The organism is Neisseria sp. P0020.S003 (assembly GCF_051957095.1).
Lineage (GTDB): Bacteria > Pseudomonadota > Gammaproteobacteria > Burkholderiales > Neisseriaceae > Neisseria > Neisseria subflava.
The window spans coordinates 92,536-117,746 of the sequence record NZ_JBQCWU010000004.1; the positions used below are offsets into that span (position 1 = coordinate 92,536).

Consider the following 25,211-nt stretch of genomic DNA (forward strand, 5'->3'; position numbering starts at 1 on the left):
CATATTAAGGGGAAGTATGGAGCAGGGAATCCACGTTTTGCTCGGTGATTTCAGCCAGTTGTGTCAGCGGTATGCCGCGCAATTCGGCGGCAATTTCGGCGATACGTCGAATGTTGGCTGGTGTATTGGTTTCATGGCCGAGCATGAAAGGGCTGTCGGTTTCGAGAACGAAATCTGTGTCGTTTAAAGCTTGTAAGGCGGCACGGACTTTTTTTGCATTGGGATTGAGTAGCAGCGAGCCTATGCCGATTTTGAAGCCGAGTTTCACCAAAATCCGTGCTTCTTCTACGCTGCCGGAGAAGGCGTGAACGATACCGCCTTGCGTGAAACCGGCGGTTTTGACAGCGGCGGCAATGGCGGCAGTGGCTTTCAGATTATGGATGATGACGCGGCGGTTGAGGTTTTGGGCGAGGATGAGTTGGCGGATAAAGACGTCAGTTTGCGTGCCGCGTTGTGCTTGGGTTTGCTCTTTGCCATAAAAATCCAAGCCGATTTCGCCAACCCATGCTTGCGGATGCCGGATTAATTCGGACTCTAACTCGTGGAATGCCGCCTCGTTGAGGCCGTCTGAAAACCACGGATGAATGCCCAAAGCGATATGGATGTTTTCAGACGGCCTTTCCAACTGCGCCACTGCCTGCCAATCCTTGGGAGACGTAGCAGGTACGATAAAACGAGCCACGCCGACGGCTTGCGCTTCGGCAAGCACGGCAGGCAGCGTGTCGGCAAGTTTGGGATCGGCAAGATGGCAGTGGGTGTCGGTGAAAGTCATATTTAATGGCGGTTTACAGCAGATTTAATTGACGCAATTCTTGTTGCACCTTATCTGCATTCCAGTCATGAGATACGGCGAGGGTCATCAGCGCAGTGGCGGTTTCGAGATTGCATTTGCCGCCGTTGATGATACCTGCCTGACGCAAAGCATCGCCTTGGGCATAGACGGCAGCGGCGCAACCTTGCGGCACTTGGCTGATGTTGAGCAGCAATTTGCCTTGTTGTGTAAAGGCTTGGACGGCTCGGACAAAGGCATCGTTGCTCGGCGCATTGCCGTGGCCGTAGCTTTGCAGAATCAGGGCTTGTGCGGAAAGGTGGGGCAGGCCGTCTGAAAGTTCTTGCGCGGCATAACCGGGAATCAGCGTGCGGACGGAAATTTTGGCTTCAGGGTTTGGAAGACGCGGTGTGAGGCCGTCTGAATGTTGGGTCAGGGCGGTACGGATATTGTGCCAACCTTTGTTTTCCTCCCATTCGGCGAGCGCGCCAAAATGCAGGTTGTTAAAACCTGCGGCGGTTTCGGTGCTGACCTTGCTGCTGCCGACGGCGGGGAAGAGTTTGCCGTCAAAGGCAATCGCCACTTGTTTGAGTTTGAGCGAGAAGGCGGAAACGGCGGTGGCAAGGTTGCGCGGCGCATCGCTGTTGGCGGCATCGTAAGGCCATTGTGAGCCGGTCAGGATAATAGGTTTGTCCAAACCTTGCAGCGAAAGGGCGAAGAGGTTGGCGGTGTATGCCATGGTATCCGTACCATGCAGCACCAAAATACCGTCATAGTCAGGCAGTTTGGCAATAATAAGCTCCAGCCAGTCGCTTTGGTTTTGCAGCGTTACTGCGGACGAATCGATAAGCGGCTGGCAAACGTGCCATTCGAAATCAAGATCGTCTGAAAAGGGGGCAAGGGCTTTATCAACGAGAGCGGTGTCGGGACGCAGGCCGGCGCTGCTTTGGGTCATGCCGATGGTGCCGCCGGTGTAGAGGACGAAGATTTTTTGTTTCATGGTGTTTCTGATGAATGATAGAGGCCGTCTAAAAGCGGGTAAGTGTTTCAGACGGCCTGGAATGGTTTATTGATTGGCTTGTTTTTTGGCTTTTGCAGCGCGTTTTTCGTGTAATTTCTCGCGGAAGAAGGTATGGCGGCGGTGTTTTCTCCACCAAATCCAGCCGACAATGACTGCGCCGATGCCCAGTACGATAAAGATACCGGATTGCAGGCTGTGCATTTTTTTCATCAGCCAGTCGGTATTGCGTGCGCCATATTCGCCCAGATAAATCCAAACCGGAACGGAAATCAGCGCGGCAAGCCCGTCCATCAGGATGAAACGAGTATAGGAAACTTTACGGCTGATACCTGCGCTCACAAAAACGGCAGTACGCAGGCCGGGCAGGAATCTGGCGACGAATAAAACCCAGTTGCCGTATTTGTCGAATTTTTCCTGTACTTGGGCATAGCGTTTGGGTGTCATCACGCGCGCAATGGGTTTGAACTTGAGGATTTTCTGCCCCCACACGCGTCCGGCAACAAACATAAATCCGTCACCCGCCAATACGCCGAGCATACCGACGACAACCATCCAATGCGAATTGGTATAACCCAATCCGGAAATCACGCCGCCTGTAACCAGTGTCAAATCTTCAGGAATCGGCACGCCAAAGCCGCAAATAACCAAAACGAAAAACACGGCCGCATAGCCGTATTCAACGAAAAAAGATTCCAAAAAAGCAAACATGGCCGCTGTCCCACGATAGATATTGATTGATAACTGGATTAAGTTGGAATTTTACCAAAGATAAGGCCGTCTGAAAGCAATCACAAGCAGATATTGTTTAAATTTGACGGTAGTTTGCAAAAAATCTCGAAATTCGGACGTGGAAAGTTGAGATTTGAACAGATTTGGCAGGTACAATAGCCGCTGGTTTATCTTTCAAACCCGAAATGGCAGTCTGTTTTCAGACGGCCTGTTCAGGAAAATGAAATCATGAAATACAGAGATTTGCGAGAATTTATCGCCGGATTGGAAGCTGATGGCAAACTCAAGCGCATTCAGCATCCGGTGTCGCCGCATTTGGAAATGACCGAAATCGCCGACCGCGTGCTGCGTGCCGAAGGGCCGGCGTTGTTGTTTGAAAACCCGATTAAGCCTGACGGTACGCGTTACGATTATCCCGTATTGGCAAACCTGTTCGGCACACCCGAACGCGTGGCGATGGGCATGGGCGCGGACAGCGTGTCCAAGCTGCGCGAAATCGGGCAGACGCTGGCGTATTTGAAAGAACCCGAACCGCCCAAAGGCATCAAAGACGCGTTTTCCAAACTGCCGCTGTTGAAAGACATTTGGAGCATGGCGCCGAACGTGGTGAAAAACGCGCCGTGTCAGGAAATTGTGTGGGAAGGTGAAGACGTTGATTTGTATAAACTTCCGATTCAGCATTGCTGGCCGGAAGACGTTGCGCCGTTGGTAACGTGGGGCTTGACCGTCACGCGCGGGCCGCACAAAAAACGCCAAAATCTCGGCATTTACCGCCAACAATTAATCGGCAAAAACAAGCTGATTATGCGCTGGCTATCGCATCGCGGCGGCGCGTTGGATTATCAGGAATTCCGCAAACTCAATCCAGATACGCCGTATCCTGTCGCCGTCGTGCTCGGTTGTGACCCTGCCACCATTTTGGGAGCGGTAACGCCTGTTCCCGATACCTTGAGCGAATACCAATTTGCCGGATTGCTGCGCGGTTCGCGGACGGAACTGGTGAAATGTATCGGCAATGATTTGCAAGTGCCTGCCCGTGCAGAAATCGTATTGGAAGGCGTGATTCATCCGAGCGAAACCGCGTTGGAAGGCCCATACGGCGACCATACCGGCTATTACAACGAGCAGGATCATTTCCCTGTGTTTACGGTCGAACGCATCACCATGCGCGAAAACCCGATTTACCATTCCACCTACACAGGCAAACCACCTGATGAGCCTGCCGTTTTGGGCGTGGCGTTGAACGAAGTATTTGTACCGCTTTTGCAAAAGCAGTTCCCCGAAATCACCGATTTCTACCTGCCGCCCGAAGGCTGCTCCTACCGCATGGCGGTGGTGAGCATGAAAAAACAGTACGCCGGACACGCCAAACGCGTGATGATGGGCTGCTGGTCGTTCCTGCGCCAGTTTATGTACACCAAATTCATCATCGTGGTTGATGACGATGTGGACGTGCGCGACTGGAAAGAAGTCATCTGGGCGGTCACCACGCGTATGGACCCTGTACGCGACACTGTTTTGGTAGAAAACACACCCATCGACTACCTCGACTTCGCCAGCCCTGTCAGCGGACTCGGCGGCAAAATGGGTTTGGATGCGACCAACAAATGGCCGGGCGAAACCGACCGCGAATGGGGTCGTGTGATCAAAAAAGACCCTGCCGTTACGGCCAAAATCGATGAGATTTGGGAGAGTTTGGGTTTGTAGATGTCGGATTTATTGGAATTTCTACTTCAAATATTGATGGAAATAATTGGGTCTATGTTTGAGGGTACGGTAGAAATATTGAGGCTTGATTGGAGAAAAAGAAAACTCTCCAAAAAAGGCTTGATAATGTTGGTGATATGGTTTGCCATCATTGTTGCACTGATTGTGTATATGGTCATTCCTCAGTAAACATCTTATTCTGACAAGGTATCTGTTAAAAGGCCGTCTGAAACGTTTTGGGTTTCAGACGGCCTTTGATTTGAAAACTTAGCGCGGTTTGAGCCACTTCCATTGTTCTTGTATGGTTTCTTGCAGGGCTTTTTGTTTTTCTGCAGGTGTGTTCATGCCATTGGTCAAGCGGCTGTAATCAAGGGTAATGGAAGGGTTTTGTACGGTTCCGCCGATTTTTAGGGGAATCGGTTTGTTTTTAGGTTGCAGTACGTTGCTGATAAGCAGGTTTTCCGATAGTTTTTGGGTATTCAAATCGGTATAGCCGCTGCTGACAACGTGCAAGCTGTCGGAAAACAGTTCGGTATTGATATGATGGCTGATGCCTTTCTCGATTTCACTATTGAGGGTGAAATGATGGAAAGGGGTTTTGAGGTTGCTGTTGTCGATTTTTTCCGAAGAGATGCCGTTTTTCAGAATGCTGTCCATATCAATACCGTGCCATGCACCGTTGGTAATATCGAGGAGCAGGCTGCCGTTTAGGGCTTGTATCATTTGGGCGCGGTCGTTGCCGGTGGTTTTAATATCGATAACGGCGTCGCCGCTGCCGCTGAAGCTGTGGAAACCGAACAGGTCTTGTAGTAACGGCTGAATTTGTATGCCTTTTGCGTTTTGCTGAAGGTGGTAGGAAGCAGGTTGGGTCGCCGCAATACTCAGGCCGCCCTCGGTTTTGCCGCCATAAAGCCCGGCTTTGAAACGGTGCAGGGCGATATGTTCTTTATCGGCGGTGAGCAGGGATTCGATGTTTTCTAATTGCAGGCCGGCAGTTTGAATGCTGCCGATTTGGAGGTTGGCCTCAATGTCGGGCAACCAGGATTTAGCTAGCAGGGAAGGAAGGTTTAGTGATGACTGGGTTTTCAGATCTTCCAAGTAAGGGGTCAGATTGAGTTTTTGTAAGGCGATACCGGCGTCAAGGTGCGGGCGCGGTTGGGCATCGCGTTGGTATTTAAAGGCCAAGGCAAGGGCTTGTCTGTCAAATGCGCCTTTCAGACGGCCTTCCCATGTATTGAGGCTGAAATTGGCCTGTCCTTCAAGGGTGCTGATGAATCGGGGACGAGGAAGGCGGTTGATGGTGTCTTGCAGGGTGCTGAGGTGCAGTTTGGGTGCATCGATGCCTTTGCCTTTTGGCCAAACCAATGGGCTGGAAAAGGTAAAGTTGGTTTGGAGACGGTCGTTTTTATGGCTGCCTTTGAGTTCAAAATTGGCGGCGGTCAAAACGGTTGGATAGAGGTTGGCTTTGTCCAGTTTGAATGAACCGTCCCATTGGTTGTTTTCACTGCCGGCAGTCAATGCGCCGTTGAGTGTGTTGAGGTGCAAATAGCCATTTTTGAATTGTAAGAGGGGCGAACGTGCGTTGATATGCAAGTTTTGATAATTGCTTTCGGCTTGCAGATTGAAATCGCGGAAAAGGGCGGTTTGGTTTTGCCAATTAAGGCTGCCTGCGATTTGGGCATCCAGCTTGTTTTTGAGTAATACGGTTTGCAGGTTTAATTTGAGAGCGGGAACGCTCCAGCCGGCATCATCTTGTACAAGATGGCCGGCACCCTGCCAACTGATGGGGTTGCCGATGTTTTGCAGTGTGCCGCTAATATCAAATGGACGGCCGTCTGAATCGGCTCTGCGCAGGGAAAATTGCAGATCGTTTAAGGCAATATCTTGCTCTTTATTGTGATAGCGGATGTTGCCGCTATTGATGATGACGCGGTTGAGTTGGAAGCTTTCTTTTGATGTGTGGTTTTGTTGCAGGCAGGCAGGCAGGTGGTTTTTGGGACTCAGCGTCAGCGACGGATTAGAAAGAATCCATTTTTCAATAATGGGGGCGTCTGACCATAGGCTGCTCCAGCCAAAGCCCATTTTGGATTCGGCAATGCTCAGCGTCGGCGTGTCTGGTTCGGAAGATGAAAGGCTTAGATCTTTTAAAATAAGCGTAGGGCGCGGCAGCCATTTTCTGCTGATATTGGCATTGTATTTGACTTGGCAGCCATGGGCAGAAAAGTTTTTCTGTATGAATGCGTCGATGTTTTCTGTATTGAATATGCGGAACATTAAGGCATTCAAGACCGCCGCGAGGCATAAAAGCACGGCGATGCTGAAAACCAGGGTTTTCAGCCAAAATTTTCCTGAGTGCAACATGGAATGAACAGACAATTCAGATTCTCGCTTTGATGGGAGCTTTAAGGAGTGATTGGAAGTTTAAGCCTTGCTGCTTAAGCGTGTGGAAGTATAACACAGAGCGTGGGCCTGTGTTTCAGACGGCATCGGTATGTTAATAAAAAACACCGCCCGAAGGCGGTGTTGATTTAAGCATAAATTATTTACGCAGACCCAGGCGGGTAATCAGTGTACGGTAAGTATCAGGCTGAGTACGACGCAGGTAAGACAACAGGCGACGACGTTGGCTAACCATTTTCAACAGGCCGCGACGGCTGTGGTGGTCTTTAGGGTTGGCTTTGAAGTGAGGAGTCAGGTCGTTGATGCGGAAAGTCAACAGAGCGACTTGTACTTCAGAAGAGCCGGTATCGCCTTCTTTGCGTTGGAAATCTTTAACAATTTGTGCTTTTTGTTCTACGGTCAATGCCATGATGGATAACTCCGAAAATAAAAGAACCTTTTCAGGTTCGGACAAGTTTGCCAAGCCGAACGACCTAAGCAAACTCCTAAGTGCCTTTTTATAAAGACGGGCGGATTATGCCACAATTTTTCTTTGTGCGCCATATCTTTTCAGACGGCCAAAAAAAGCGGCGATACCTTTCAGTACCGCCAAAGCTGCTTTGGTGATAAAAACTAAACTTTATTTGCTCGCGCAGCGGAAGCCCAAGTTATTTAAAACATATTTGGACTGCAGACTGGTGCGGATGCCGTAGCGTAAGAATGCCGCATAGTTGGATGGGTCGCTTGAACCCACGGATGCGCCGCTACAGAACATTTGCGTATTGGACGAGCCGGCAGAGAGTTGGCTGCTGTTGAAGTCTTCAGTCCATTCCCAAATCAGGCCGTGCATATCATATACGCCCCAGTAGTTGGGTTTGTTTTTACCGATGTCGTGCAGGCCGTTGCGGCCGCCGTCTGCATACCAATCTAAGATGGTGCGGTTATAGCCAGGCTCGGTAGAGCCGTCTTTTTGAGTGGCAGAAGCCAAGCCTGCAAATTCCCACTCGTCAATAGTCGGCAGACGTTTGCCTTTAGAAACGCAGTAGGCATTAGCGGCGAACCATGAAACATTGGTTACCGGGTGTTTGAATTCGCTGGCTTTAGGCGCAAAACTGTTGCTGCCGTTTTTTACCCAATGTTTCAGGTAAGCTTTTTCAGCATGTTTGGAACTGATTTTGCCTTTTTGCCATTGCGGATGTGTGTTTACAAATTCGGCAAACTCAGCATTAGTCACCGGATATTTGTCAAGCTGGAAGGGTTTGACTTTAATAAGGGAAGTTTCTTTTTTGAGATAGAGAGGACGGTAGCTGCCTCCTTCGATTTTTACCATTTCGGCAGCAAATGTATTGCCGCAGATTAAGGCACTGCCTAAGAGGAGGAGTCGTATGAGTTTCATGGTACGCCCTTATTATCGATTGAAACAGAAAATTTATTTTTCAGATAGCCTAATCATAACAAGGCCGTCTGAAAAATCAATCTGTCTGATTGAACAGGAAGATTAATCGTGATGGAAGCCACTGCGGCTCTAAAGAGTAGGGCAGCAGTGGCTTGGCGTATTAAACCGAGAGATTATTTAGCGGCTTCAGAAGCACCAGACGCAGCTGCTGGAGCAGAAGCGGCAGCACCGGCAGGTTGGTAAACGGTGTCGCTCAGTTTTTTGGTCATGATTTCAGGGTTTTCATCACCCTCAACTTTCAATTGACCCAAAGCACCTTTGTTGAACGCACGGAAGATAGAGTGGTCAACCACAGTGTAGCTGCCTGGAATGTCGACTTTGAATTCGATCATCGCTGCGCCACCGGCAGGAATCAGAGTACTTTGTACGTTTTCGTTAATCAGTTTACCACCTTCAACATATACTTTGTCGAAGATTTCGCCGATAACGTGGAAAGAAGATACCAAGTTAGGACCACCATTACCAACGTACATACGAACAGTTTCACCAGCTTTAGCTTTCAGAGCGTTGTCTCCTGCGATAGAGCCTACGTGACCGTTGAATACAACGTATTCAGGTTGTTCAGCAATCGCTTTATCCATATCGAAAGGTTGCAGGCCTTGAGCACCTTTTTTACCTTTAGTATAGAAGTCGCCTTGTACGATGTAGAACTCTTTGTCCACTTTAGGCAGACCTTCTTTAGGTTCAACCAAGATCAAACCGTACATACCGTTGGCGATGTGCATACCTACAGGAGCAACGGCACAGTGGTAGATGTACAAACCAGCTTGCAGCGCTTTGAAGCTGAAGGTAGAAGTGTGGCCAGGAGCAGTAAAGCTAGCTTCTGCACCACCGCCTTGACCAGTTGCAGCGTGGAAGTCAACGTTATGAGGAACGGTAGAAGAAGGGTTGTTAGAGAATTCAACTTCAACAGTATCGCCTTCACGTACACGGATCATTTGACCTGGAACGTCGCCGTTGAATGTCCAGTAGTGGTACTCAACACCGTCTTCCATGGTCATGGTTTTTTCAACGGTTTCCATTTTAACGCGTACTTTAGCCGGATGATCGCGATCAGTTGGAGGTGGAACTTCCGGAGCGTGAGTTACGATAGCATCGATTACAGGCAGTTCTGAAGAAGGAGTTTCTGCAGCAGCTTGTGAGTCGGAAGCGGCAGGAGCTTCAGCAGAAGCGGTAGCAGCTGGAGTTTCAGCAGGTTTAGCAGCTTGCTCGCCGCATGCGGCCAGTGCAAATACAGAAGCGATAAGTGCGGCTAAGGTTTGGCGTTTCATATTTAAAGTTTCCTTATAGTAAGAAAAGTAAGAATCCTGATAGGATGGTTTGAAATTTTGTATGATTATGTAGGTGCTTGTTTGGTCCTATTTTGATGTAAATCAAATTGTTCAGGGAATATGAATCTTTTAATCCCTAAATACTCCTTTAGAAGTATAAAAAAATACATCGAAAAGTTTATTTTTGTGTAAAAATATTAGCGAAAACTTAACACAAAATACGATGAAGGAGTGCTTGTATAGGTAAATGGGAATCAATATCATATAAGTTAATGGTTTTAAAGGAATATTATTGACAAAATATTTCTTTACTTATTAAACCGTGATACAATCTTTAACATTCATATTTGATGAATTAATACCCAACCACTTTTTACCAAAATTAAGGAGTACTTAAAATGGGACAGTACAAGAAACTTTGGTACTTGCTGTTTGCCGTACTGGCAGTATGCTTTACCATTCTTGGTTATATGGGTAGCGAAGTCTATAAAAAGGCTCCGCCATACCCTGAACAAGTCGTTTCTGCATCCGGCAAAGTCCTGATGACCAAAGACGATATTTTGGCAGGTCAATCTGCATGGCAAACTACCGGCGGTATGGAAGTCGGCTCTGTATTGGGTCACGGTGCATACCAAGCTCCGGACTGGACTGCCGACTGGCTGCACCGCGAGCTGGTTGCATGGTTGGATCTGACTGCGCAAGAAACTTACGGCAAAAAATTTGACGAAGTTTCTCCTGAAGAACAAGCTGTTCTGAAAACACGTTTGGCTGACGAATACCGCAACCAAAGCCGTGTTAAGGAAGATGGTTCTGTCGTTGTCAGCGAAACCCGCGTGAAAGCGATCGAAAGCATCCTGCCTTACTACCACGGTGTGTACAGCGACGATCCTAAGTTCCAAACCACTCGCGAACACTTTGCAATGAAAAACAACACATTGCCAAGCCAAGAAGCGCGTGAGAAACTGTTCAACTTCTTCTTCTGGACTTCTTGGTCTGCTTCGACCAACCGTCCTGACGAGAACTTTACCTACACCAACAACTGGCCTCACGAGCCTTTGATCAACAACGTACCGACTACTGAAAACTACATGTGGTCTTTCACCAGCGTGGTATTGTTGCTGATGGGTATCGGCTTACTGATGTGGGGTTACTCTTTCCTGACCAAACATGAAGAGGTTGAAGTACCTACTGAAGATCCTATCTCTAAAGTACAACTGACTCCTTCTCAAAAAGCGTTGGGCAAATATGTATTCCTGACTGTTGCGCTGTTTGTCGTACAAGTACTGTTGGGTGGTTTGACCGCTCACTATACTGTCGAAGGTCAAGGCTTCTACGGTATCGATACCGCACTGGGCTTTGAAATGGCCGATTGGTTCCCATATGCATTGACTCGTACTTGGCACATCCAATCCGCTATTTTCTGGATTGCAACCGGCTTCCTGACAGCAGGTCTGTTCTTGGCTCCGATTGTGAACGGCGGTAAAGATCCTAAATTCCAACGTGCCGGTGTGAACTTCCTGTACATCGCCCTGTTCATCGTAGTCGGCGGTTCTTACGCAGGTAATTTCTTTGCTTTAACTCACATCATTCCACCTGAACTGAACTTCTGGTTCGGCCACCAAGGTTACGAATACTTGGATTTGGGTCGCTTCTGGCAACTTCTGCTGATGGTCGGCTTGCTGTTGTGGCTGTTCCTGATGTTGCGTTGTACTATCTCTGCCTTTAAAGAAAAAGGTACAGACAAAAACCTGTTGGCTATCTTCGTAGCTTCTATGGTCGGTGTGGGTGTGTTCTACGCTCCTGGCTTGTTCTACGGTGAGAAATCTCCAATCGCAGTGATGGAATACTGGCGTTGGTGGGTGGTTCACCTGTGGGTAGAAGGCTTCTTCGAAGTGTTCGCTACTGCCGCCTTCGCATTCATCTTCTACAACATGGGCTTTGTCCGCCGTAGTACTGCTACTGCTTCTACTCTGGCAGCTGCTGCAATCTTCATGTTGGGTGGTATTCCAGGTACATTGCACCACTTGTACTTCTCCGGCTCTACCTCTGCTTCTATGGCAATCGGTGCATGTTTCTCCGCTTTGGAAGTTGTGCCTTTGGTTCTGCTCGGTCGTGAAGCTTACGAACACTGGTCTTACCAACACCTGTCTGACTGGGCGAAACGTCTGCGTTGGCCTCTGATGTGCTTCGTAGCAGTTGCCTTCTGGAACATGATCGGTGCCGGCGTATTCGGCTTCCTGATTAACCCGCCGATTTCCCTGTTCTACATCCAAGGTCTGAACACTACTGCAGTTCACGCTCACGCGGCTCTGTTCGGTGTGTATGGTTTCTTGGCTCTGGGCTTCGTATTGCTGGTTGCACGCTACCTGAAACCTAATGTTCAATTTGACGACAAACTGATGACTTGGGGCTTCTGGCTGCTGAACGGCGGTCTGGTGGGTATGATTGCCATCAGCCTGTTGCCGGTCGGCGTGATTCAAGCTTACGCTTCTATCACTCATGGTCTGTGGTATGCACGTAGCGAAGAGTTCCTGCAAATGGAAATCCTGGATACCCTGCGTTGGGTTCGTACCGCTGCTGACTTGATCTTCATCGGTGGTGCTGTCTGCGTTGCTGTCCAAGCTACCAAAATCGTATTCAGCCGCGATAAATAATCTTAAGCTGAATTAAATCGAAGGCCGTCTGAAAAGTTTTCAGACGGCCTTTCTGTTATAATTTCAACATTCTTAAATTGACAAGACAAAACATTATGTTCAACCAAGCTGCTCAAGAGCTGGCCACTGTTCGCGATTTATTGCGTTTTGCCGTCAGCCGTTTTAATGATGCCGGACTGTTTTTCGGACACGGAAGTGATAATGCCCATGACGAGGCAGTCTATCTGATTTTGCACACTTTGAACCTGCCTTTAGATACGTTGGAGCCTTATTTGGATGCCAAATTGTTGCAAAGTGAGAGGGAAGAAGTATTGTCCATTATCGGACGTCGCGCAGTTGAGCATATTCCTGCCGCGTATCTGACGCATCAGGCATGGCAGGGCGAGTTTGATTTTTATGTCGATGAGCGCGTTATTGTGCCTCGTTCTTTCATTTACGAATTGCTTGGCGACGGTATCCGTCCTTGGATTGAACACGATGAGTTGGTGCATCGAGCTTTGGATTTGTGTACCGGTAGCGGCTGTTTGGCCATTCAAATGGCGCACCACTATCCCGACGCACAAATCGATGCCGTTGATTTAAGCTTGGATGCGCTGGAAGTGGCTGCCATTAATATTGAAGATTATGGTTTGGAAGACCGCATCAGCTTGGTGCATACCGATTTGTTTGAAGGCTTGGATGAAACATACGACTTGATTGTTTCCAATCCACCTTATGTCGATGCGGAATCTGTGGAAGCATTGCCTGATGAATACCTGCATGAGCCGGAATTGGCTTTGGGCAGTGGCGAAGATGGTTTGGATGCTACACGTCAAATCATTCTGCAAGCGGCGAAATATTTGAATCCGAAAGGTGTATTGCTGGTTGAAATCGGTCACAACCGTGAGGTATTGGAAGCGGCTTATCCCGAATTACCGTTTACTTGGTTGGAAACCAGCGGTGGCGATGGGTTTGTATTCCTGTTGACCCGCGAGCAATTACTGGGTGAAGAATAGTTTATTTTGATATAAATAAAACAAAGGCCGTCTGAAAAAATTTCAGACGGCCTTTGTTTTGTATAATCTTTAATATTTAAAGAAAATACAAATGTCTATGGTATGCCGAATATGAAATCCAAGCAGGCTTTGAAACTATGGCTTATAATATTCGTCATAGTTTCTAATGTCAGTGAATTTTTATTACTGACTTTTTGTAGAACATATACTGCCAAACTCCATATTATGAATAATTATTTAAAATCAGGCCTGTTGGCTGCTGCCTTGTTCAGTATGCCCGTTGCCGCCTTTGCCCAGCAACATACCGTTTATTTCAATCAAAACGGTAAACTGACGGCGACCATGCCTTCGGTTGCTTATGTCCGCCAATACAAGATTGAGGCAGGCAAGGCGCAGGTGCAGGATTTTTACTATCCATCGATGAAAAAATATTCTGATCCTTATGAAGTACCTGCTAGTCAGATTAAGGTTTTTGTGCCGGCGTTGGATAATGGTACGCTGATCCTGTGGCATTTCAACGGTCAGAAAAAGATGGTTGGCAGCTATCGCAACGGAAAACCGCATGGCGAATGGGTGAACTGGTATCCAAACGGCAAAAAATCTGCGGTGATGCCTTATCAAAATGGCCTGAGTGAGGGCGTGGGTTCCCGCTATTACCGAAATGGTGTGAAAGAAAGCGAAATTCAGTTTAAGCACGATAAAGCCAATGGCCATTGGAAACAGTGGTATTCAGACGGCAGCCCGAAAACCGAAATGATGATGAGCAATGACAAACCGACGGAGATTATCAGTTGGGATGAAAATGGCCGCATCGTGTCTGAATTGAGTATTCGCAACGGTAAACGCAGCGGCATCATTTTGGATTGGTATGATGATGGTGCGAAGAAATCCGAGTTGGTTTATAAAGACGACCAGTTGGTGAAAAAAACTTTTTGGGATACGGACGGATACGTCCTTGAATAATTTTGATCATAAAAAACCGCAGGCTGAGCAGCTTGCGGTTTTTTATTACATACAGCCTTTGTTTTGGCATAGGGTAAATAACGGTGCGCCGCTTTCACGGATTTTTTTGCCGCCGTCCAAGTCGGTAAATTCCAAAATGGCAGCTGCTTCGATTACTTCGCCACCCAGTTTGCGGATCAGCTCGACACCTGCCAGCATTGTGCCGCCGGTTGCCACCAAATCATCTACCAACAAAACGCGTGCGCCCGGCTTGATGGCATCGGTATGGATTTCTACCGTCGCTTCGCCATATTCCAAAGCGTAACTTTGAGAAACCGTATCAAACGGCAGTTTGCCTTTTTTGCGGATGGGGACAAAGCCGACATTCAGCTGATAGGCCAAAGCCGCGCCAATGATGAAGCCGCGCGCATCCAAGCCCGCAACGACATCAACTTTTTGCCCCATATAGCGGTAAACCAGTAAATCGACCAGCAGGCGGAAATATTCTGCGCTTTGCAAAACGGGAGTAATGTCATGAAACAAAATCCCTTTTTGCGGCCAGTTTTCAATTTTACGGATTTTGTCCGCCAAAGCTTCTACGCCCATTACTTCAGGATGAATCAACATTTCGACATTCCGAAATCAAAAAGTTTTTAACACGATATTGTAGCGGTCATATGCGGACTTGCCAAATTAATCGATACAATAGCCAAATTTTGCAACATGCCGTCTGAAATTCCGAGAAACATTGTGTTGTGTTATAATTTACAGGTACATACCATCGGCTGAACCACTATGCAAAATCATAAAAAAGGCAATATTTACATCATTTCTGCCGCTTCCGGCACAGGTAAAACGACCTTGGTGTCGCGCCTGTTGAAAAATCATGACGACATCCGTGTTTCCATTTCTCATACTACGCGCCAGCCGCGTGAGGGTGAGGCACATGGTGTGCATTACCACTTTGTTCCCAAAGAAGAATTTGAATCACTGATTGAGCAAAGAGCCTTTTTGGAACACGCCAATGTGTTCGGTAACTATTACGGCACCAGCATCGCCGGCGTGAATTCCTTGAGTGAAGAGGGCTATGACGTAATTTTGGAAATCGATGTGCAAGGTGCTGCACAAGTGCGTAAATCGTTGCCTGAAGCCAGCAGTATTTTTATCCTGCCGCCTTCCTTTGAAGTATTGGCGCAACGTTTGATTGGCCGTGGTACAGACAGCGAAGAAGTTATTCAAACACGCCTTTCAAAAGCCCGTCATGAGATTGAGCAATCCGTTTTGTTCGATTACGTCGTTGTGAATGACGATTTGGATCGTGCCGAAGCCGATTTGTTCCACATTATTAAAGCAGGCCGTCTGAAAAAATCCTCTCAACAGGGATTTATCTCAAACCTGTTGGAAAATTCGTAAAAAACAGCGAAAATAACCGTTTATTTGAAACATAGAAAGAAAGCAAGCAAACATGGCCCGTATTACTACTGAAGATTGCACAGGTAAAATCCCTAACCACTTCGACCTTACCCTCGTTGCCGCCCGTCGCGCACGCCAATTAGAAAACGGCAATACGCCTTTGGTTGACGACATCCGCAACAATAAACCAACCGTAACCGCCCTGCGCGAAATCGCAGCCGGACAAATCGGAACCGAGCTGCTGACCCGCAACAAATAAACCAACCGGCAAACCGATAAAACCGCCGCGCGGACTGTATTGGTGCGATATCACAACCGATACAGTCTGACGGCTTAAAAATAGCCATAAAAGGCCGTCTGAAAATGCCAGCCCCACTGCCTACCGCCCCCTATGATCCGTTGACAGCAGAAGCGCGCGAGCTTCTGTTTCGCACCGCATCCTATCTCAATACCAACGAGCAGGCCGAGCTTGAAAGAGCCGTTGCCTACGCTTTCCACGCCCATGACGGACAAACCCGTAAAAGCGGCGAACCCTACATCACTCATCCCCTTGCCGTTGCCACGCAGCTTGCGATTTGGCACATGGATGTTCAAGGCCTCTGCGCGGGCGTTATGCACGATGTATTGGAAGATACGGGCGTGACCAAAGTCGAAATGGCGGCAGAATTCGGCGATACCATTGCCGAAATGGTAGACGGCCTCTCCAAACTGGAAAAACTCAAATTTGAAGATCATGCCGAGCATCAGGCGGAAAGTTTCCGCAAGCTTATCCTCGCCATGACTAAAGATGTGCGTGTCATCGTCGTCAAACTTGCCGACCGATTGCACAATATGCGCACCCTTGGCTCTATGCGTCCGGAAAAACGCCGCCGCATCGCCAAAGAAACCCTCGAAATCTATGCTCAAATCGCCAACCGCATTGGCCTGAACAATGCATATCAAGAACTTCAAGACCTATCGTTCCAAAACCTCCACCCAAGACGCTACGAAACCCTGAAAAAAGCCATGAACAACAGCCGCAAAAATCGCCGCGATGTTGTCGGCAAAGTGTTGCGTGCATTTGGTCAGCGTTTGGTCGGTGTCAATATTGAAGCCAAAATCAAAGGCCGCGAGAAAAACTTATACAACATCCATCAAAAAATGCTGGCCAAAAAGCTGCGTTTTGCAGAAGTGATGGATATTTACGGCTTTCGGGTCATTGTAAACAGCATTCCTGCCTGTTATGCCGCGTTGGGCGCATTGCATAATTTATACCATCCCAAGCCTGGCCGTTTTAAAGACTATATTGCCATTCCGAAAAGCAATGGTTATCAAAGCCTGCACACGACCTTGGTCGGCCCTTACGGTTTGCCGATCGAAGTGCAAATCCGTACGCGTGAAATGGATGCTGTGGCTGAGGGAGGTATTGCCGGCCATTGGATTTACAAATCCGGTGAAAATACTCCGGATCAAGCCGTCCTCCATACCAACCAATGGCTCAAAAACATCCTTGATTTGCAAGCCAGCAGCGCGAACGCCATCGAATTTCTTGAGCACGTCAAAGTCGATCTGTTCCCCAACGAAGTCTATATCCTGACGCCCAAAGGCAAAATCCTCACCCTGCCTAAGGGTTCGACGCCGATTGACTTTGCCTATGCCGTACACACCAATATCGGTCATAAAACCGTTGCCGCGCGTATCAATAACGTCATGATGCCGTTGCGCACCAAGCTGAAAACCGGCGATACGGTAGAAATCATTACTTCCGAGCATGCCAAGCCTAATGTAGCATGGCTGAACTTTACCGTTTCCAGTCGTGCGCGCAGTGCCATCCGCCAATACATTAAAAATCTGAATCGTCACGATGCTGTTGTTTTGGGTGAAAACCTGCTGCAAAAAGCTTTATCCAGCCTGTTGCCTAAAGACATCCTGCTTTCAGACGACCTCAAAGAAAAATACCTTACCGATTTGAATACCAAACAAACCTCGTTTGAAGAGGTCCTCTACAATGTCGGTATGGGGCATACTTTGCCGGTACACGTTGCCATGCACATTGCCGAGTTGGCAGGCCAACATTTTGGCAGCGCGGTCAAACTCAGCCCGATCAAAGTCAACGATCAGGAAACCGGCCGGATTCATTTTGCCGAATGTTGCCATCCGATTCCCGGCGATGCGATCCGCGCCTTATTGGTCAAAGACAAGGGTATGATTATCCACCGTGATACCTGTCAAACTTTGGTCAAAGCCGATCCGGAAGAGCAACTCGATGCGGGCTGGGACAGTTTGCGTAATCAAACGTACCGCACCATCCTCAACGTCAAATCCGAAGATGCGCATGGTTTGTTGGCCTCAATGGCGCAAGCGATTTCCAATTCCGGTGCGGACATTGAATCTGTCGATACGCCAACCAAAGCGCAAGCAGGAACAGAAGGTTTTGTAGAATTTAAATTTACAATTAAAGTCAAAGACTTGGATCAGGTTAATCAGATTATTCATGCAATGCATGCCAATCCGAATATCCGTAAAGTGATTCGAGGATAATCTTGTTAATAAGCAAAGGCCGTCTGAAAGCATTTTCAGACGGCCTTTTTGATGTTTACAAATAAAAGCTGTTGGCTTCTTTTTAAGAGGGTTTATGGCTTTTTTGTAATTGGATTGGGTTTAATTCAACCAAAAACGGAAAACCAAGAAGAAAACCAAGGCCAAAACGCCGGCCCAAACCAGCAACATGAATCTGGCTACTGCCTGACCCAAGCGGTAAACAGGATTTTTGCGTTCGTCTTCGATTAGGGGATTAGGTGTATCGTGCGGTTTGTCGGACATGATGAAGCTCTGATTGAATTATTGAATAAAAGCGTAAGGGTACGCCGATAGAAGCAAAGATTCAAGTGGGAATGATTATTGATAGAAGTCTTCGTCTTCATTCCACGCGGTTTTTAAGGCCGTCTGAATGGTGTCGGCACCAAAGCCGCGATAGGCAAGGAAACGCGCTTGTTTTTGTTTTTCTTTCAAATCTTGAGCTTCTTGCTTGAATTTTTTACGCAAGACGGAAATGGCGGTTTGCAGCTCGTCCTCCCTGTCGGGTAAGAATTCCCGACAGTCGTCTGCATCGATACCTTGTTGCGCCAAGGCTTGTTTGAGGCGGAGCGTGCCGTAACGGTTGCTTTTGCTGTGAATATAGGCTTCTGCATAACGCTGGTCGGATTGCCAATTTCGTTCGACGAATTCGTCCAAAACCTTTTCCAATTCTTCTTCGCTTTCAGCATGGGGAGCCAGTTTGCGTTTCAAGCCGACACGGCTGACTTCCTGACGGGAAAGAATATCCAAGGCGCGGGCGCGTAAGGTTTTGGGAGGTTTCATGGGATATGGAAGGGGAGGGATTTAACTACATTGAATTACATTTAAGACGGCCTGATTGGGTGAAAGCACCGAAAAGGCCGTCTGAAAATAAAGCCGAATTATTCTTCGTCTTTGTTTTTTTGTGGTTGCAGATTTTCGTAGATTTCAGGCAGGGCGCGAATCAACAAATCAGGTTTGGTCGCTTTGTCTTGGGAGAGCAAGGTCATGTCGCCGTAGCCGAATGTTACGCCGATACTAAAGCAACCGGCCGCTTTGGCGGCAAGAATATCATTCCTAGAGTCGCCTACCATCAGCATATTGGCAACGTCGATGCCCAAAACTTCGGCCGCATGTTGAAGCGGCAATGGGCTGGGTTTTTTCTCAGTCAGGCTGTCGCCGCCGAGAACCAGGCTGAAGTAGTCGTCGAGATTAAGTTGTTTCAGCAACTCAGCAGCCAGAATTTCATTTTTGTTGGTAATGACAACCAATGGAATACCCAAGGACTTGAGCAGGCCGAGGCCGGCTTCGGTTTCAGGGTAGGGGCGAGTAAAGTCGCTCAAATGCTCGCGATAATATTTCATAAAGAACACAAAGCCTTTTTCCCAGATTTCAGGATCGGCTTCTTTTTCACGATCATTGGTAATGACGCGATGAACCAACTTGCTGATGCCGTCGCCGACATAGCTTTCAACCGTTTGGGTAGGTAAAACAGGTAAACCCAAGTGCGCACACATGGCTTGGGCTGCTGCGGCCAAATCGGGAACGGAATCACATAAGGTACCGTCCAAATCAAAGGCAACGGCTTGAACGTGTTCTAAAGCAGCTGTGGTCATTGAGTAACTTTCTGTCATATTATTCAAGCGGTTATTCTAACATTATTTGCCTGATTTGCCGATGTTTTGCTGATTCTTTAAGGGATATTTGGTTAAATTGTTAACAATTTTTGATGGTGTAAGACTGTCAGCCTATTGGGAATGTGAAAGGGATTTTGTCAACAAAAAGGGTGGTTTGGTAGGCATTAAAAAACAAAGGGTTTGTGTGTGTTTTTGAATGATTTGATGAGCATTTATACTAGGCCGTCTGAAAAATTTCCGGCTAGTGTGCCGATATTTTCAGACGGCCTCAAACTAAATTCATATATAAATGAATAGATTTGCTTTTTATCGACTACATGCTATTACATTTTTGTCCGTTTTTATATATAGTAACGGGTATGGCTCTCGTCTAATCATATGTATGAAAAGGAAAAATACATGTCCGCATCTGCTGTAAAAGAAACGCTGAATCCGTTTGAAATTGCGCAAAAACAAGTGAAAACTGCCTGCGACCGTTTGAATGCCGACCCAGCAGTATTTGAAATCTTGAAAAAGCCGCAACGTGTTTTGGAAGTCAACTTCCCTGTCAAACTCGACAACGGTACAGTAGAAAACTTCACCGGCTACCGTTCACAACACAATAATGCCGTCGGCCCTTACAAAGGCGGCGTACGTTTCCATCCTAATGTGAATATGGACGAGGTTAAAGCCCTGTCTATCTGGATGACCATCAAATGCTGCGTGGCCGGTATTCCTTACGGCGGTGGTAAAGGCGGTATTACTTTGGATCCGCGTAACTATTCCGAAGCGGAATTGGAACGCATCGCCCGCGCTTATTCCGAAGCCATTTCTCCGCTGATCGGCGAGAAAATCGATATTCCTGCCCCTGATGTGAACACCAACGGCAAAATCATGTCTTGGATGGTTGATGCCTATGAAAACGTAGTGAAACATTCTGCACCGGGCGTATTCACCGGCAAACCGGTTGAGTTTGGCGGTTCCTTAGCGCGTACCGAAGCCACCGGTTACGGCGTAAACTTCGCCGCTGTCCAAGCTTTGGAAAAACTGGGCAAAGACGTGAAGGGTGCAACTTACGCCATTCAAGGTTTCGGTAACGTGGGCTACCACACCGGTTACTATGCACACAAAGCCGGTGCGAAAATCGTTGCCGTATCTACTGTTGACGTTGCCATCTACAACGAAAACGGCTTGGATATGGAAGCAATCATCAAAGAATTCCAAACCAAAGGTTTCATCACCAATGAAGCAGGCTACGGCAAAGAAATCAGCAATGCCGAACTTTTGGCTTTGGATGTGGACGTACTCGCCCCTTGCGCGCTGGAAAACCAACTGACTTCTGAAAACGCCGGTAAAGTCCGCGCGAAAATCGTGGTTGAAGGCGCAAACGGCCCGACTACTCCTGAAGCCGACGTTATCCTGCGTCAAAACGGCGTACTGGTTGTTCCTGATATTTTGGCAAACTGCGGCGGCGTGGTTGTATCCTATTTCGAATGGGTACAAAACCTGCAAGGCTACTACTGGGAATTTGACGAAGTTCAAGAGAAAGAAACCGTTGTCCTGCGCCGTGCGTTCCGCGATATTTGGAACTTGGCTCAAGAATACGATGTCGACCTGCGTACCGCTTCTTACATGATGAGTATCCGTCGTGTTGAAAAAGCAATGAAACTGCGCGGCTGGTATTAATCGTTTGACCGATAGCTAAGAGTAGGCCGTCTGAAACCTGTTTTCAGACGGCCTTAATGTTTTTGATAAGAGCCTTTACAAATTTTAATCCACCTTGATTCCATTTCATTCAAACTCAGCTATAATCCCCTTTTTTGACCTTTCCGGAAAAGACATAATCATGAACAAAACTTTCAAATTCAGCGCATTGGCTTTGTCTGCTTTGTTGGCACTGACTGCTTGCAACCAAAAAGACACTGCCGCTAAAGACGCCCCTGCTGCTTCCGCAGCTTCAAATGCGGCTGCAGATGCTTCTGCCATCGGTTCTACTGCCCAACAAGCCAGCTACGCAATGGGTGTGGACATCGGCCGTTCATTGAAACAAATGAAAGACCAAGGTACGGAAATCGATTTGAAAGTCTTCACCGAAGCCATGGAAGCCATGTTTGAAGGTAAAGAAGTCAAAATGACTGAAGCCCAAGCTCAGGAAGTGATGATGAAATTCCTGCAAGAGCAACAAGAAAAAGCCACTGCCAAACGTGCTGAAGATGCCAAAGTAAACTTGGAAAAAGGCGAAGCGTTCTTGAAAGAAAACGCAACTAAAGAAGGCGTGAAAACCAGCGCTTCCGGTCTGCAATACAAAATCACCAAAGAAGGCGAAGGCAAAAAACCGACTAAAGACGACATCGTTACCGTTGAATACGAAGGCCGTCTGATTGATGGTACCGTATTTGACAGCAGCAAAGCCAACGGCGGCCCAGTAAGCTTCCCTGTAAGCCAAGTAATCCCAGGTTGGACTGAAGGTATCCAACTCTTGAAAGAAGGCGGCGAAGCAACATTCTACATCCCTGCCAAATTGGCTTACCGCGAAGTGGGTGCCGGCGATAAAATCGGCCCGAACGCTACTTTGGTATTCGACGTGAAACTGGTTAAAGTCGGCGCGCCTGATGCTGCCGCACAACAACCTGTACAAGTTGACGTACAAAAAGTTCAATAATCCGAATCAAGGCTTACGCCCTTAAACAACGGATAAAAGGCCGTCTGAAAAATTCCGTTTCAGACGGCCTTTGTTCCAAACCAACAAGGAATTGTGATGAAAAATATCGTCATCCTTATTTCCGGACGCGGCAGCAATATGCAGGCGATTGTGAATGCCAATATTCCCGATGCCAACATTGCAGCCGTATTGAGCAACAGCGAGACCGCAGCCGGATTGGCATGGGCGGCAGAACGCGGTATTGCCACTGACAGTTTGAACCATAAAAACTTCGACTCGCGTCTGGCATTTGATCAAGCCATGATGGAAAAAATCGATGCCTATCAGCCCGATTTGGTTGTATTGGCGGGCTTTATGCGTATTTTGACTCCGGAATTCTGCGCACATTATGAAAACCGCCTGATCAACATCCATCCGTCCATCCTGCCTTCTTTCACCGGTCTGCACACCCACGAACGAGCATTGGAAGCAGGTTGCCGAGTGGCAGGCTGCACCATCCATTTCGTGACGCCCGAGCTGGATTGCGGCCCGATTATTTCACAAGGCATTGTTCCTATTTTGGACGGCGATACTGCTGACAATGTTGCCGCACGCGTGTTGACGGTTGAACACCAGCTTTTTCCGCAAGCCGTTGCCGACTTTGTTGCAGGCCGTCTGAAAATCGAAGGCAACCGCGTTTTGAATGCACAACGCAATGCCGCCGGTCAAAGCCTGTTGGCTTAATTCAAACACCATACACACAAGGAAAACATCATGAATCCGATTAAAACAACCCTGCTGACACTTTCCCTGCTCACTGCCTCTATCGGCGCACAAGCCGCTGAATTGCCGCAATCTGCCGTTTTGCAATACTCAGGCAGCTACGGTATTCCTGCGACCATGACCTTCACACGCAGCGGCAACCAATACAAAATCGTCTCTACCATCAAAGTACCGCTTTACAATATCCGTTTTGAATCCGGCGGCAGCATCAACGGCACAACCTTGCATCCGTCTTACTACAAAGATGTACGCGGCGGCAAAGTGTATGCCGAGGCCAAATTCTCCGGCGGCAATATCACTTATGGCAAAGCCGGTGATTTGAAAACCGAAAAATCCAGCCCGGCCATGGACTTGTTCACTTTGGCATGGCAATTGGCCGCCAATGACGTGCGCCTGCCGTCAGGTTTGAAAATTACCAACGGTAAAAAACTGTACACCGTCGGCAGCATGAACAAAATCGGCAGCGAAAGCTATAAACTGAACGGCGGTACAACGCCAGTGAGCAAATATCGCGTCCGCCGTGGCGACGATACCGTAACTTACTCTTTTGCTTCCGATATCGACAATATCCCTGCGCAAATCAGCTATACCGATGACGGCAAAACCTACAACCTGAAACTGACCTCTGTCAAAATCAACGGTAAAGTAGTGAAACCGTAATCTTTATTTGCTCAAACAAGAAGGCCGTCTGAAAAGTTTTCAGACGGCCTTTTATCTTTACAGCAACACAATATCGTATTGCTCCTGCGTGTAGGCGGTTTCGACTGCCAGCGAAATCGGCTTGCCGATAAAGTCTATCAACATCGCCAGCGATTGCGATTCTTCGTCTAGGAACAAGTCGATGACATTCGGAGCGGCCAAAATACGGAAGGCTTGGACATCATAGCGGCGCGCTTCGCGGACGATTTCGCGTTGGATTTCGTAGCACACGGTTTGCGGCGTTTTCAGACGGCCCCGGCCTTGGCAGGAAGGGCAGGGTTCGCAGAGGATTTGGCTTAAGTTTTCACGCGAGCGTTTGCGGGTCAGTTCGACAAGGCCCAGACTGGTAAAGCCGTTGAGGGTGACGCGGGTACGGTCGAAGGCGAGGGCTTTGGCAAGCTCTTGCAGGACGGCTTCGCGGTGGACTTCCTGCGCCATATCGATGAAGTCGATGATGATGATGCCGCCGAGATTGCGCAGGCGAAGTTCGCGGGCGATGGTGTGGCAGGCTTCGAGGTTGGTGCGGAAGATGGTTTCATCAAAATTGCGCGCGCCGACAAAGCCGCCGGTGTTGACATCGATGGTGGTCATGGCTTCGGTGGACTCGATGATGAGGTAGCTGCCGAAGTTGAGATTGACGCGCGGTTGCAGGGCGCGGGCGATTTCCTGCTCGATGTTGTGGGTTTCAAATAGGGGGCGTTCGCCTTTAAACAATTCGATCCTGCCCAATGCACCTTGAACGTATTGTTCGGCAAACTGAGTCATGCGGCGGTGGTTTTCAGTCGAGTCGACCAGGATTTTGTGCGTATCGAGGCTGAACATATCGCGCAATACGCGCAGGCTCAAAGGCAAATCTTGATAGAGGAGGGTTTCGGGCGGCTGAATTTTTGCCTGTTTTTGAATGTGTTCCCACACTTTGGTCAGATAGTTGATGTCTGATTGCAGTTGGTCATCGGAAGCGTTTTCAGCGTTGGTGCGGATGATGTAGCCGTGGCAGGCGTTTTCGGGCAGCAGGTTGTTGAGGCGCTCCCTTAAATTGCTGCGTTCGGCATCGTCTTCAATGCGTTGTGAAATGCCGATGTGGTCTTCTTGCGGAAGATGGACGAGGAAACGGCCGGCCAGCGAGATTTGGGTGGACAGGCGCGCGCCTTTGGTGTTGATGGGGTCTTTGATGACCTGAACCAAGACGGACTGACCTTCAAAGAGCATGTGTTCGATGCGTTGGGTTTCGTCCGGATTGCGGCGTTGTTCGAGGACATCGACGATATGTAAAAACGCGGCGCGTTCCAAGCCGATATCGATAAACGCGCTTTGCATGCCGGGAAGGACGCGTTTGACGACGCCCAAATAAATATTGCCGACCAAGCTATGGCCGCTGTTGCGCTCGATGTGCAGCTCGCAGATATTGTTCTCTTCCAAAACGGCCACACGCGTTTCTTGTGGCGTGATGTTGACGAGGACGGTTTCGGACGGACGCACGGCGTCCTTGGGGATGGGAATTCCTGAAAGCATGGGGATACCTGATTTTGAATAGAAAAACTTTTGCGATGTGTTCTTCTCCAAAAAAAACAAATGGCAAAAGTTATTCTGCGAAAGCGCTT

Annotated in this window: 23 protein-coding genes; 11 read left to right on the forward strand and 12 right to left on the reverse strand. The window is 48.2% G+C overall.

Annotated features, from left to right (window positions below; genetic code table 11):
- Nucleotides 1-4: 4 nt before the first annotated feature.
- The 3 genes from ACTHTQ_RS04210 to ACTHTQ_RS04220 form a co-directional block, all read right to left on the reverse strand.
- Complete coding sequence (locus tag ACTHTQ_RS04210) at nt 5-772, reverse strand: TatD family hydrolase (protein WP_440363187.1); 768 nt, start codon at nt 770-772, stop codon at nt 5-7.
- A gap of 13 nt (nt 773-785) precedes the next feature.
- Complete coding sequence (locus ACTHTQ_RS04215) at nt 786-1,769, reverse strand: asparaginase (RefSeq protein ID WP_440363188.1); 984 nt, start codon at nt 1,767-1,769, stop codon at nt 786-788.
- 66 nt (nt 1,770-1,835) lie between these two features.
- Nucleotides 1,836-2,498, reverse strand: coding sequence for a DedA family protein (locus tag ACTHTQ_RS04220; RefSeq protein ID WP_440363189.1), 663 nt, complete (start codon nt 2,496-2,498; stop codon nt 1,836-1,838).
- 249 nt (nt 2,499-2,747) lie between these two features.
- On the opposite strand from ACTHTQ_RS04220, the gene ubiD reads away from it, so the two are divergent.
- Nucleotides 2,748-4,226, forward strand: a complete 1,479-nt coding sequence (gene ubiD / locus ACTHTQ_RS04225; protein ID WP_440363190.1) for a 4-hydroxy-3-polyprenylbenzoate decarboxylase — start codon at nt 2,748-2,750, stop codon at nt 4,224-4,226.
- A gap of 267 nt (nt 4,227-4,493) precedes the next feature.
- Here ubiD and ACTHTQ_RS04230 read toward each other — a convergent pair whose 3' ends face one another.
- The 4 genes from ACTHTQ_RS04230 to nirK all read right to left on the reverse strand — a co-directional run bounded on the left by ACTHTQ_RS04230 (nt 4,494) and on the right by nirK (nt 9,332).
- Nucleotides 4,494-6,587 carry an AsmA family protein gene (locus ACTHTQ_RS04230; RefSeq protein ID WP_440363191.1) on the reverse strand — a complete coding sequence of 698 codons (2,094 nt, stop codon included), beginning with the start codon at nt 6,585-6,587 and terminating at the stop codon, nt 4,494-4,496.
- Nucleotides 6,588-6,765: 178 nt separating this feature from the next.
- On the reverse strand, nt 6,766-7,035 hold the full coding sequence (gene rpsO, locus ACTHTQ_RS04235) for a 30S ribosomal protein S15 (protein WP_003679932.1): 270 nt from the start codon (nt 7,033-7,035) through the stop codon (nt 6,766-6,768).
- 210 nt (nt 7,036-7,245) lie between these two features.
- The gene (locus ACTHTQ_RS04240; RefSeq protein ID WP_440363192.1) at nt 7,246-8,001 is read right to left on the reverse strand and encodes a formylglycine-generating enzyme family protein; all 756 of its coding nucleotides are present in this window, start codon (nt 7,999-8,001) and stop codon (nt 7,246-7,248) included.
- A 173-nt stretch (nt 8,002-8,174) separates the two neighbouring features.
- Nucleotides 8,175-9,332, reverse strand: coding sequence for a copper-containing nitrite reductase (nirK, locus tag ACTHTQ_RS04245; RefSeq protein ID WP_308186713.1), 1,158 nt, complete (start codon nt 9,330-9,332; stop codon nt 8,175-8,177).
- Between the two features lie 398 nt (nt 9,333-9,730).
- Here nirK and ACTHTQ_RS04250 point away from each other — a divergent pair, with 398 nt between their 5' ends.
- The 3 genes from ACTHTQ_RS04250 (at nt 9,731) to ACTHTQ_RS04260 (ending at nt 13,944) form a co-directional block, all read left to right on the forward strand.
- A complete protein-coding gene (locus ACTHTQ_RS04250) occupies nt 9,731-11,986 on the forward strand; it encodes a nitric-oxide reductase large subunit (protein WP_440363193.1) in 2,256 nt (751 codons plus the stop codon).
- A gap of 95 nt (nt 11,987-12,081) precedes the next feature.
- Complete coding sequence (gene prmB, locus ACTHTQ_RS04255) at nt 12,082-12,981, forward strand: 50S ribosomal protein L3 N(5)-glutamine methyltransferase (RefSeq protein WP_440363194.1); 900 nt, start codon at nt 12,082-12,084, stop codon at nt 12,979-12,981.
- A gap of 225 nt (nt 12,982-13,206) precedes the next feature.
- On the forward strand, nt 13,207-13,944 hold the full coding sequence (locus ACTHTQ_RS04260) for a toxin-antitoxin system YwqK family antitoxin (protein ID WP_440363237.1): 738 nt from the start codon (nt 13,207-13,209) through the stop codon (nt 13,942-13,944).
- A gap of 45 nt (nt 13,945-13,989) precedes the next feature.
- Here the strand turns inward: ACTHTQ_RS04260 and ACTHTQ_RS04265 are convergent, their stop codons facing one another.
- Complete coding sequence (locus ACTHTQ_RS04265; protein WP_003682296.1) at nt 13,990-14,550, reverse strand: adenine phosphoribosyltransferase; 561 nt, start codon at nt 14,548-14,550, stop codon at nt 13,990-13,992.
- Between the two features lie 168 nt (nt 14,551-14,718).
- On the opposite strand from ACTHTQ_RS04265, the gene gmk reads away from it, so the two are divergent.
- The 3 genes from gmk to ACTHTQ_RS04280 all read left to right on the forward strand — a co-directional run bounded on the left by gmk (nt 14,719) and on the right by ACTHTQ_RS04280 (nt 17,856).
- On the forward strand, nt 14,719-15,336 hold the full coding sequence (gmk, locus tag ACTHTQ_RS04270; RefSeq protein WP_003686079.1) for a guanylate kinase: 618 nt from the start codon (nt 14,719-14,721) through the stop codon (nt 15,334-15,336).
- A gap of 52 nt (nt 15,337-15,388) precedes the next feature.
- Nucleotides 15,389-15,595, forward strand: a complete 207-nt coding sequence (rpoZ, locus tag ACTHTQ_RS04275; RefSeq protein WP_003682294.1) for a DNA-directed RNA polymerase subunit omega — start codon at nt 15,389-15,391, stop codon at nt 15,593-15,595.
- A gap of 104 nt (nt 15,596-15,699) precedes the next feature.
- Complete coding sequence (locus tag ACTHTQ_RS04280) at nt 15,700-17,856, forward strand: RelA/SpoT family protein (RefSeq protein WP_440363195.1); 2,157 nt, start codon at nt 15,700-15,702, stop codon at nt 17,854-17,856.
- A 120-nt stretch (nt 17,857-17,976) separates the two neighbouring features.
- Here ACTHTQ_RS04280 and ACTHTQ_RS04285 read toward each other — a convergent pair whose 3' ends face one another.
- The 3 genes from ACTHTQ_RS04285 to ACTHTQ_RS04295 form a co-directional block, all read right to left on the reverse strand.
- Nucleotides 17,977-18,138: a hypothetical protein gene (locus ACTHTQ_RS04285; RefSeq protein WP_440363196.1), complete on the reverse strand. Its 162-nt coding sequence runs from the start codon at nt 18,136-18,138 to the stop codon at nt 17,977-17,979.
- A gap of 75 nt (nt 18,139-18,213) precedes the next feature.
- Nucleotides 18,214-18,675 (reverse strand): recombination regulator RecX, encoded by a 462-nt coding sequence (recX, locus tag ACTHTQ_RS04290; protein ID WP_070734648.1) that lies wholly within the window; start codon nt 18,673-18,675, stop codon nt 18,214-18,216.
- Between the two features lie 98 nt (nt 18,676-18,773).
- Nucleotides 18,774-19,487, reverse strand: a complete 714-nt coding sequence (locus tag ACTHTQ_RS04295; RefSeq protein ID WP_440363197.1) for a phosphoglycolate phosphatase — start codon at nt 19,485-19,487, stop codon at nt 18,774-18,776.
- A 420-nt stretch (nt 19,488-19,907) separates the two neighbouring features.
- Here ACTHTQ_RS04295 and ACTHTQ_RS04300 point away from each other — a divergent pair, with 420 nt between their 5' ends.
- The 4 genes from ACTHTQ_RS04300 to ACTHTQ_RS04315 all read left to right on the forward strand — a co-directional run bounded on the left by ACTHTQ_RS04300 (nt 19,908) and on the right by ACTHTQ_RS04315 (nt 23,571).
- A complete protein-coding gene (locus ACTHTQ_RS04300) occupies nt 19,908-21,173 on the forward strand; it encodes a Glu/Leu/Phe/Val family dehydrogenase (RefSeq protein WP_003685975.1) in 1,266 nt (421 codons plus the stop codon).
- A 160-nt stretch (nt 21,174-21,333) separates the two neighbouring features.
- Nucleotides 21,334-22,149 (forward strand): FKBP-type peptidyl-prolyl cis-trans isomerase, encoded by an 816-nt coding sequence (locus ACTHTQ_RS04305; RefSeq protein ID WP_063076016.1) that lies wholly within the window; start codon nt 21,334-21,336, stop codon nt 22,147-22,149.
- Between the two features lie 96 nt (nt 22,150-22,245).
- Nucleotides 22,246-22,872 (forward strand): phosphoribosylglycinamide formyltransferase, encoded by a 627-nt coding sequence (purN, locus tag ACTHTQ_RS04310; protein ID WP_308111478.1) that lies wholly within the window; start codon nt 22,246-22,248, stop codon nt 22,870-22,872.
- Between the two features lie 30 nt (nt 22,873-22,902).
- Complete coding sequence (locus tag ACTHTQ_RS04315; protein WP_440363198.1) at nt 22,903-23,571, forward strand: DUF3108 domain-containing protein; 669 nt, start codon at nt 22,903-22,905, stop codon at nt 23,569-23,571.
- Nucleotides 23,572-23,628: 57 nt separating this feature from the next.
- Here ACTHTQ_RS04315 and ACTHTQ_RS04320 read toward each other — a convergent pair whose 3' ends face one another.
- On the reverse strand, nt 23,629-25,122 hold the full coding sequence (locus ACTHTQ_RS04320) for an Rne/Rng family ribonuclease (protein ID WP_440363199.1): 1,494 nt from the start codon (nt 25,120-25,122) through the stop codon (nt 23,629-23,631).
- Nucleotides 25,123-25,211 lie beyond the last annotated feature (89 nt).

Coding starts and splice junctions, on each gene's coding strand:
- ACTHTQ_RS04210 (WP_440363187.1), bottom strand. CDS start 772: ATGACTTTCACCGACACCCACTGCCATCTTGCCGATCCCAAACTTGCC.
- ACTHTQ_RS04215 (WP_440363188.1), bottom strand. CDS start 1,769: ATGAAACAAAAAATCTTCGTCCTCTACACCGGCGGCACCATCGGCATG.
- ACTHTQ_RS04220 (WP_440363189.1), bottom strand. CDS start 2,498: ATGTTTGCTTTTTTGGAATCTTTTTTCGTTGAATACGGCTATGCGGCC.
- ubiD (WP_440363190.1), top strand. CDS start 2,748: ATGAAATACAGAGATTTGCGAGAATTTATCGCCGGATTGGAAGCTGAT.
- ACTHTQ_RS04230 (WP_440363191.1), bottom strand. CDS start 6,587: ATGTTGCACTCAGGAAAATTTTGGCTGAAAACCCTGGTTTTCAGCATC.
- rpsO (WP_003679932.1), bottom strand. CDS start 7,035: ATGGCATTGACCGTAGAACAAAAAGCACAAATTGTTAAAGATTTCCAA.
- ACTHTQ_RS04240 (WP_440363192.1), bottom strand. CDS start 8,001: ATGAAACTCATACGACTCCTCCTCTTAGGCAGTGCCTTAATCTGCGGC.
- nirK (WP_308186713.1), bottom strand. CDS start 9,332: ATGAAACGCCAAACCTTAGCCGCACTTATCGCTTCTGTATTTGCACTG.
- ACTHTQ_RS04250 (WP_440363193.1), top strand. CDS start 9,731: ATGGGACAGTACAAGAAACTTTGGTACTTGCTGTTTGCCGTACTGGCA.
- prmB (WP_440363194.1), top strand. CDS start 12,082: ATGTTCAACCAAGCTGCTCAAGAGCTGGCCACTGTTCGCGATTTATTG.
- ACTHTQ_RS04260 (WP_440363237.1), top strand. CDS start 13,207: ATGAATAATTATTTAAAATCAGGCCTGTTGGCTGCTGCCTTGTTCAGT.
- ACTHTQ_RS04265 (WP_003682296.1), bottom strand. CDS start 14,550: ATGTTGATTCATCCTGAAGTAATGGGCGTAGAAGCTTTGGCGGACAAA.
- gmk (WP_003686079.1), top strand. CDS start 14,719: ATGCAAAATCATAAAAAAGGCAATATTTACATCATTTCTGCCGCTTCC.
- rpoZ (WP_003682294.1), top strand. CDS start 15,389: ATGGCCCGTATTACTACTGAAGATTGCACAGGTAAAATCCCTAACCAC.
- ACTHTQ_RS04280 (WP_440363195.1), top strand. CDS start 15,700: ATGCCAGCCCCACTGCCTACCGCCCCCTATGATCCGTTGACAGCAGAA.
- ACTHTQ_RS04285 (WP_440363196.1), bottom strand. CDS start 18,138: ATGTCCGACAAACCGCACGATACACCTAATCCCCTAATCGAAGACGAA.
- recX (WP_070734648.1), bottom strand. CDS start 18,675: ATGAAACCTCCCAAAACCTTACGCGCCCGCGCCTTGGATATTCTTTCC.
- ACTHTQ_RS04295 (WP_440363197.1), bottom strand. CDS start 19,487: ATGACCACAGCTGCTTTAGAACACGTTCAAGCCGTTGCCTTTGATTTG.
- ACTHTQ_RS04300 (WP_003685975.1), top strand. CDS start 19,908: ATGTCCGCATCTGCTGTAAAAGAAACGCTGAATCCGTTTGAAATTGCG.
- ACTHTQ_RS04305 (WP_063076016.1), top strand. CDS start 21,334: ATGAACAAAACTTTCAAATTCAGCGCATTGGCTTTGTCTGCTTTGTTG.
- purN (WP_308111478.1), top strand. CDS start 22,246: ATGAAAAATATCGTCATCCTTATTTCCGGACGCGGCAGCAATATGCAG.
- ACTHTQ_RS04315 (WP_440363198.1), top strand. CDS start 22,903: ATGAATCCGATTAAAACAACCCTGCTGACACTTTCCCTGCTCACTGCC.
- ACTHTQ_RS04320 (WP_440363199.1), bottom strand. CDS start 25,122: ATGCTTTCAGGAATTCCCATCCCCAAGGACGCCGTGCGTCCGTCCGAA.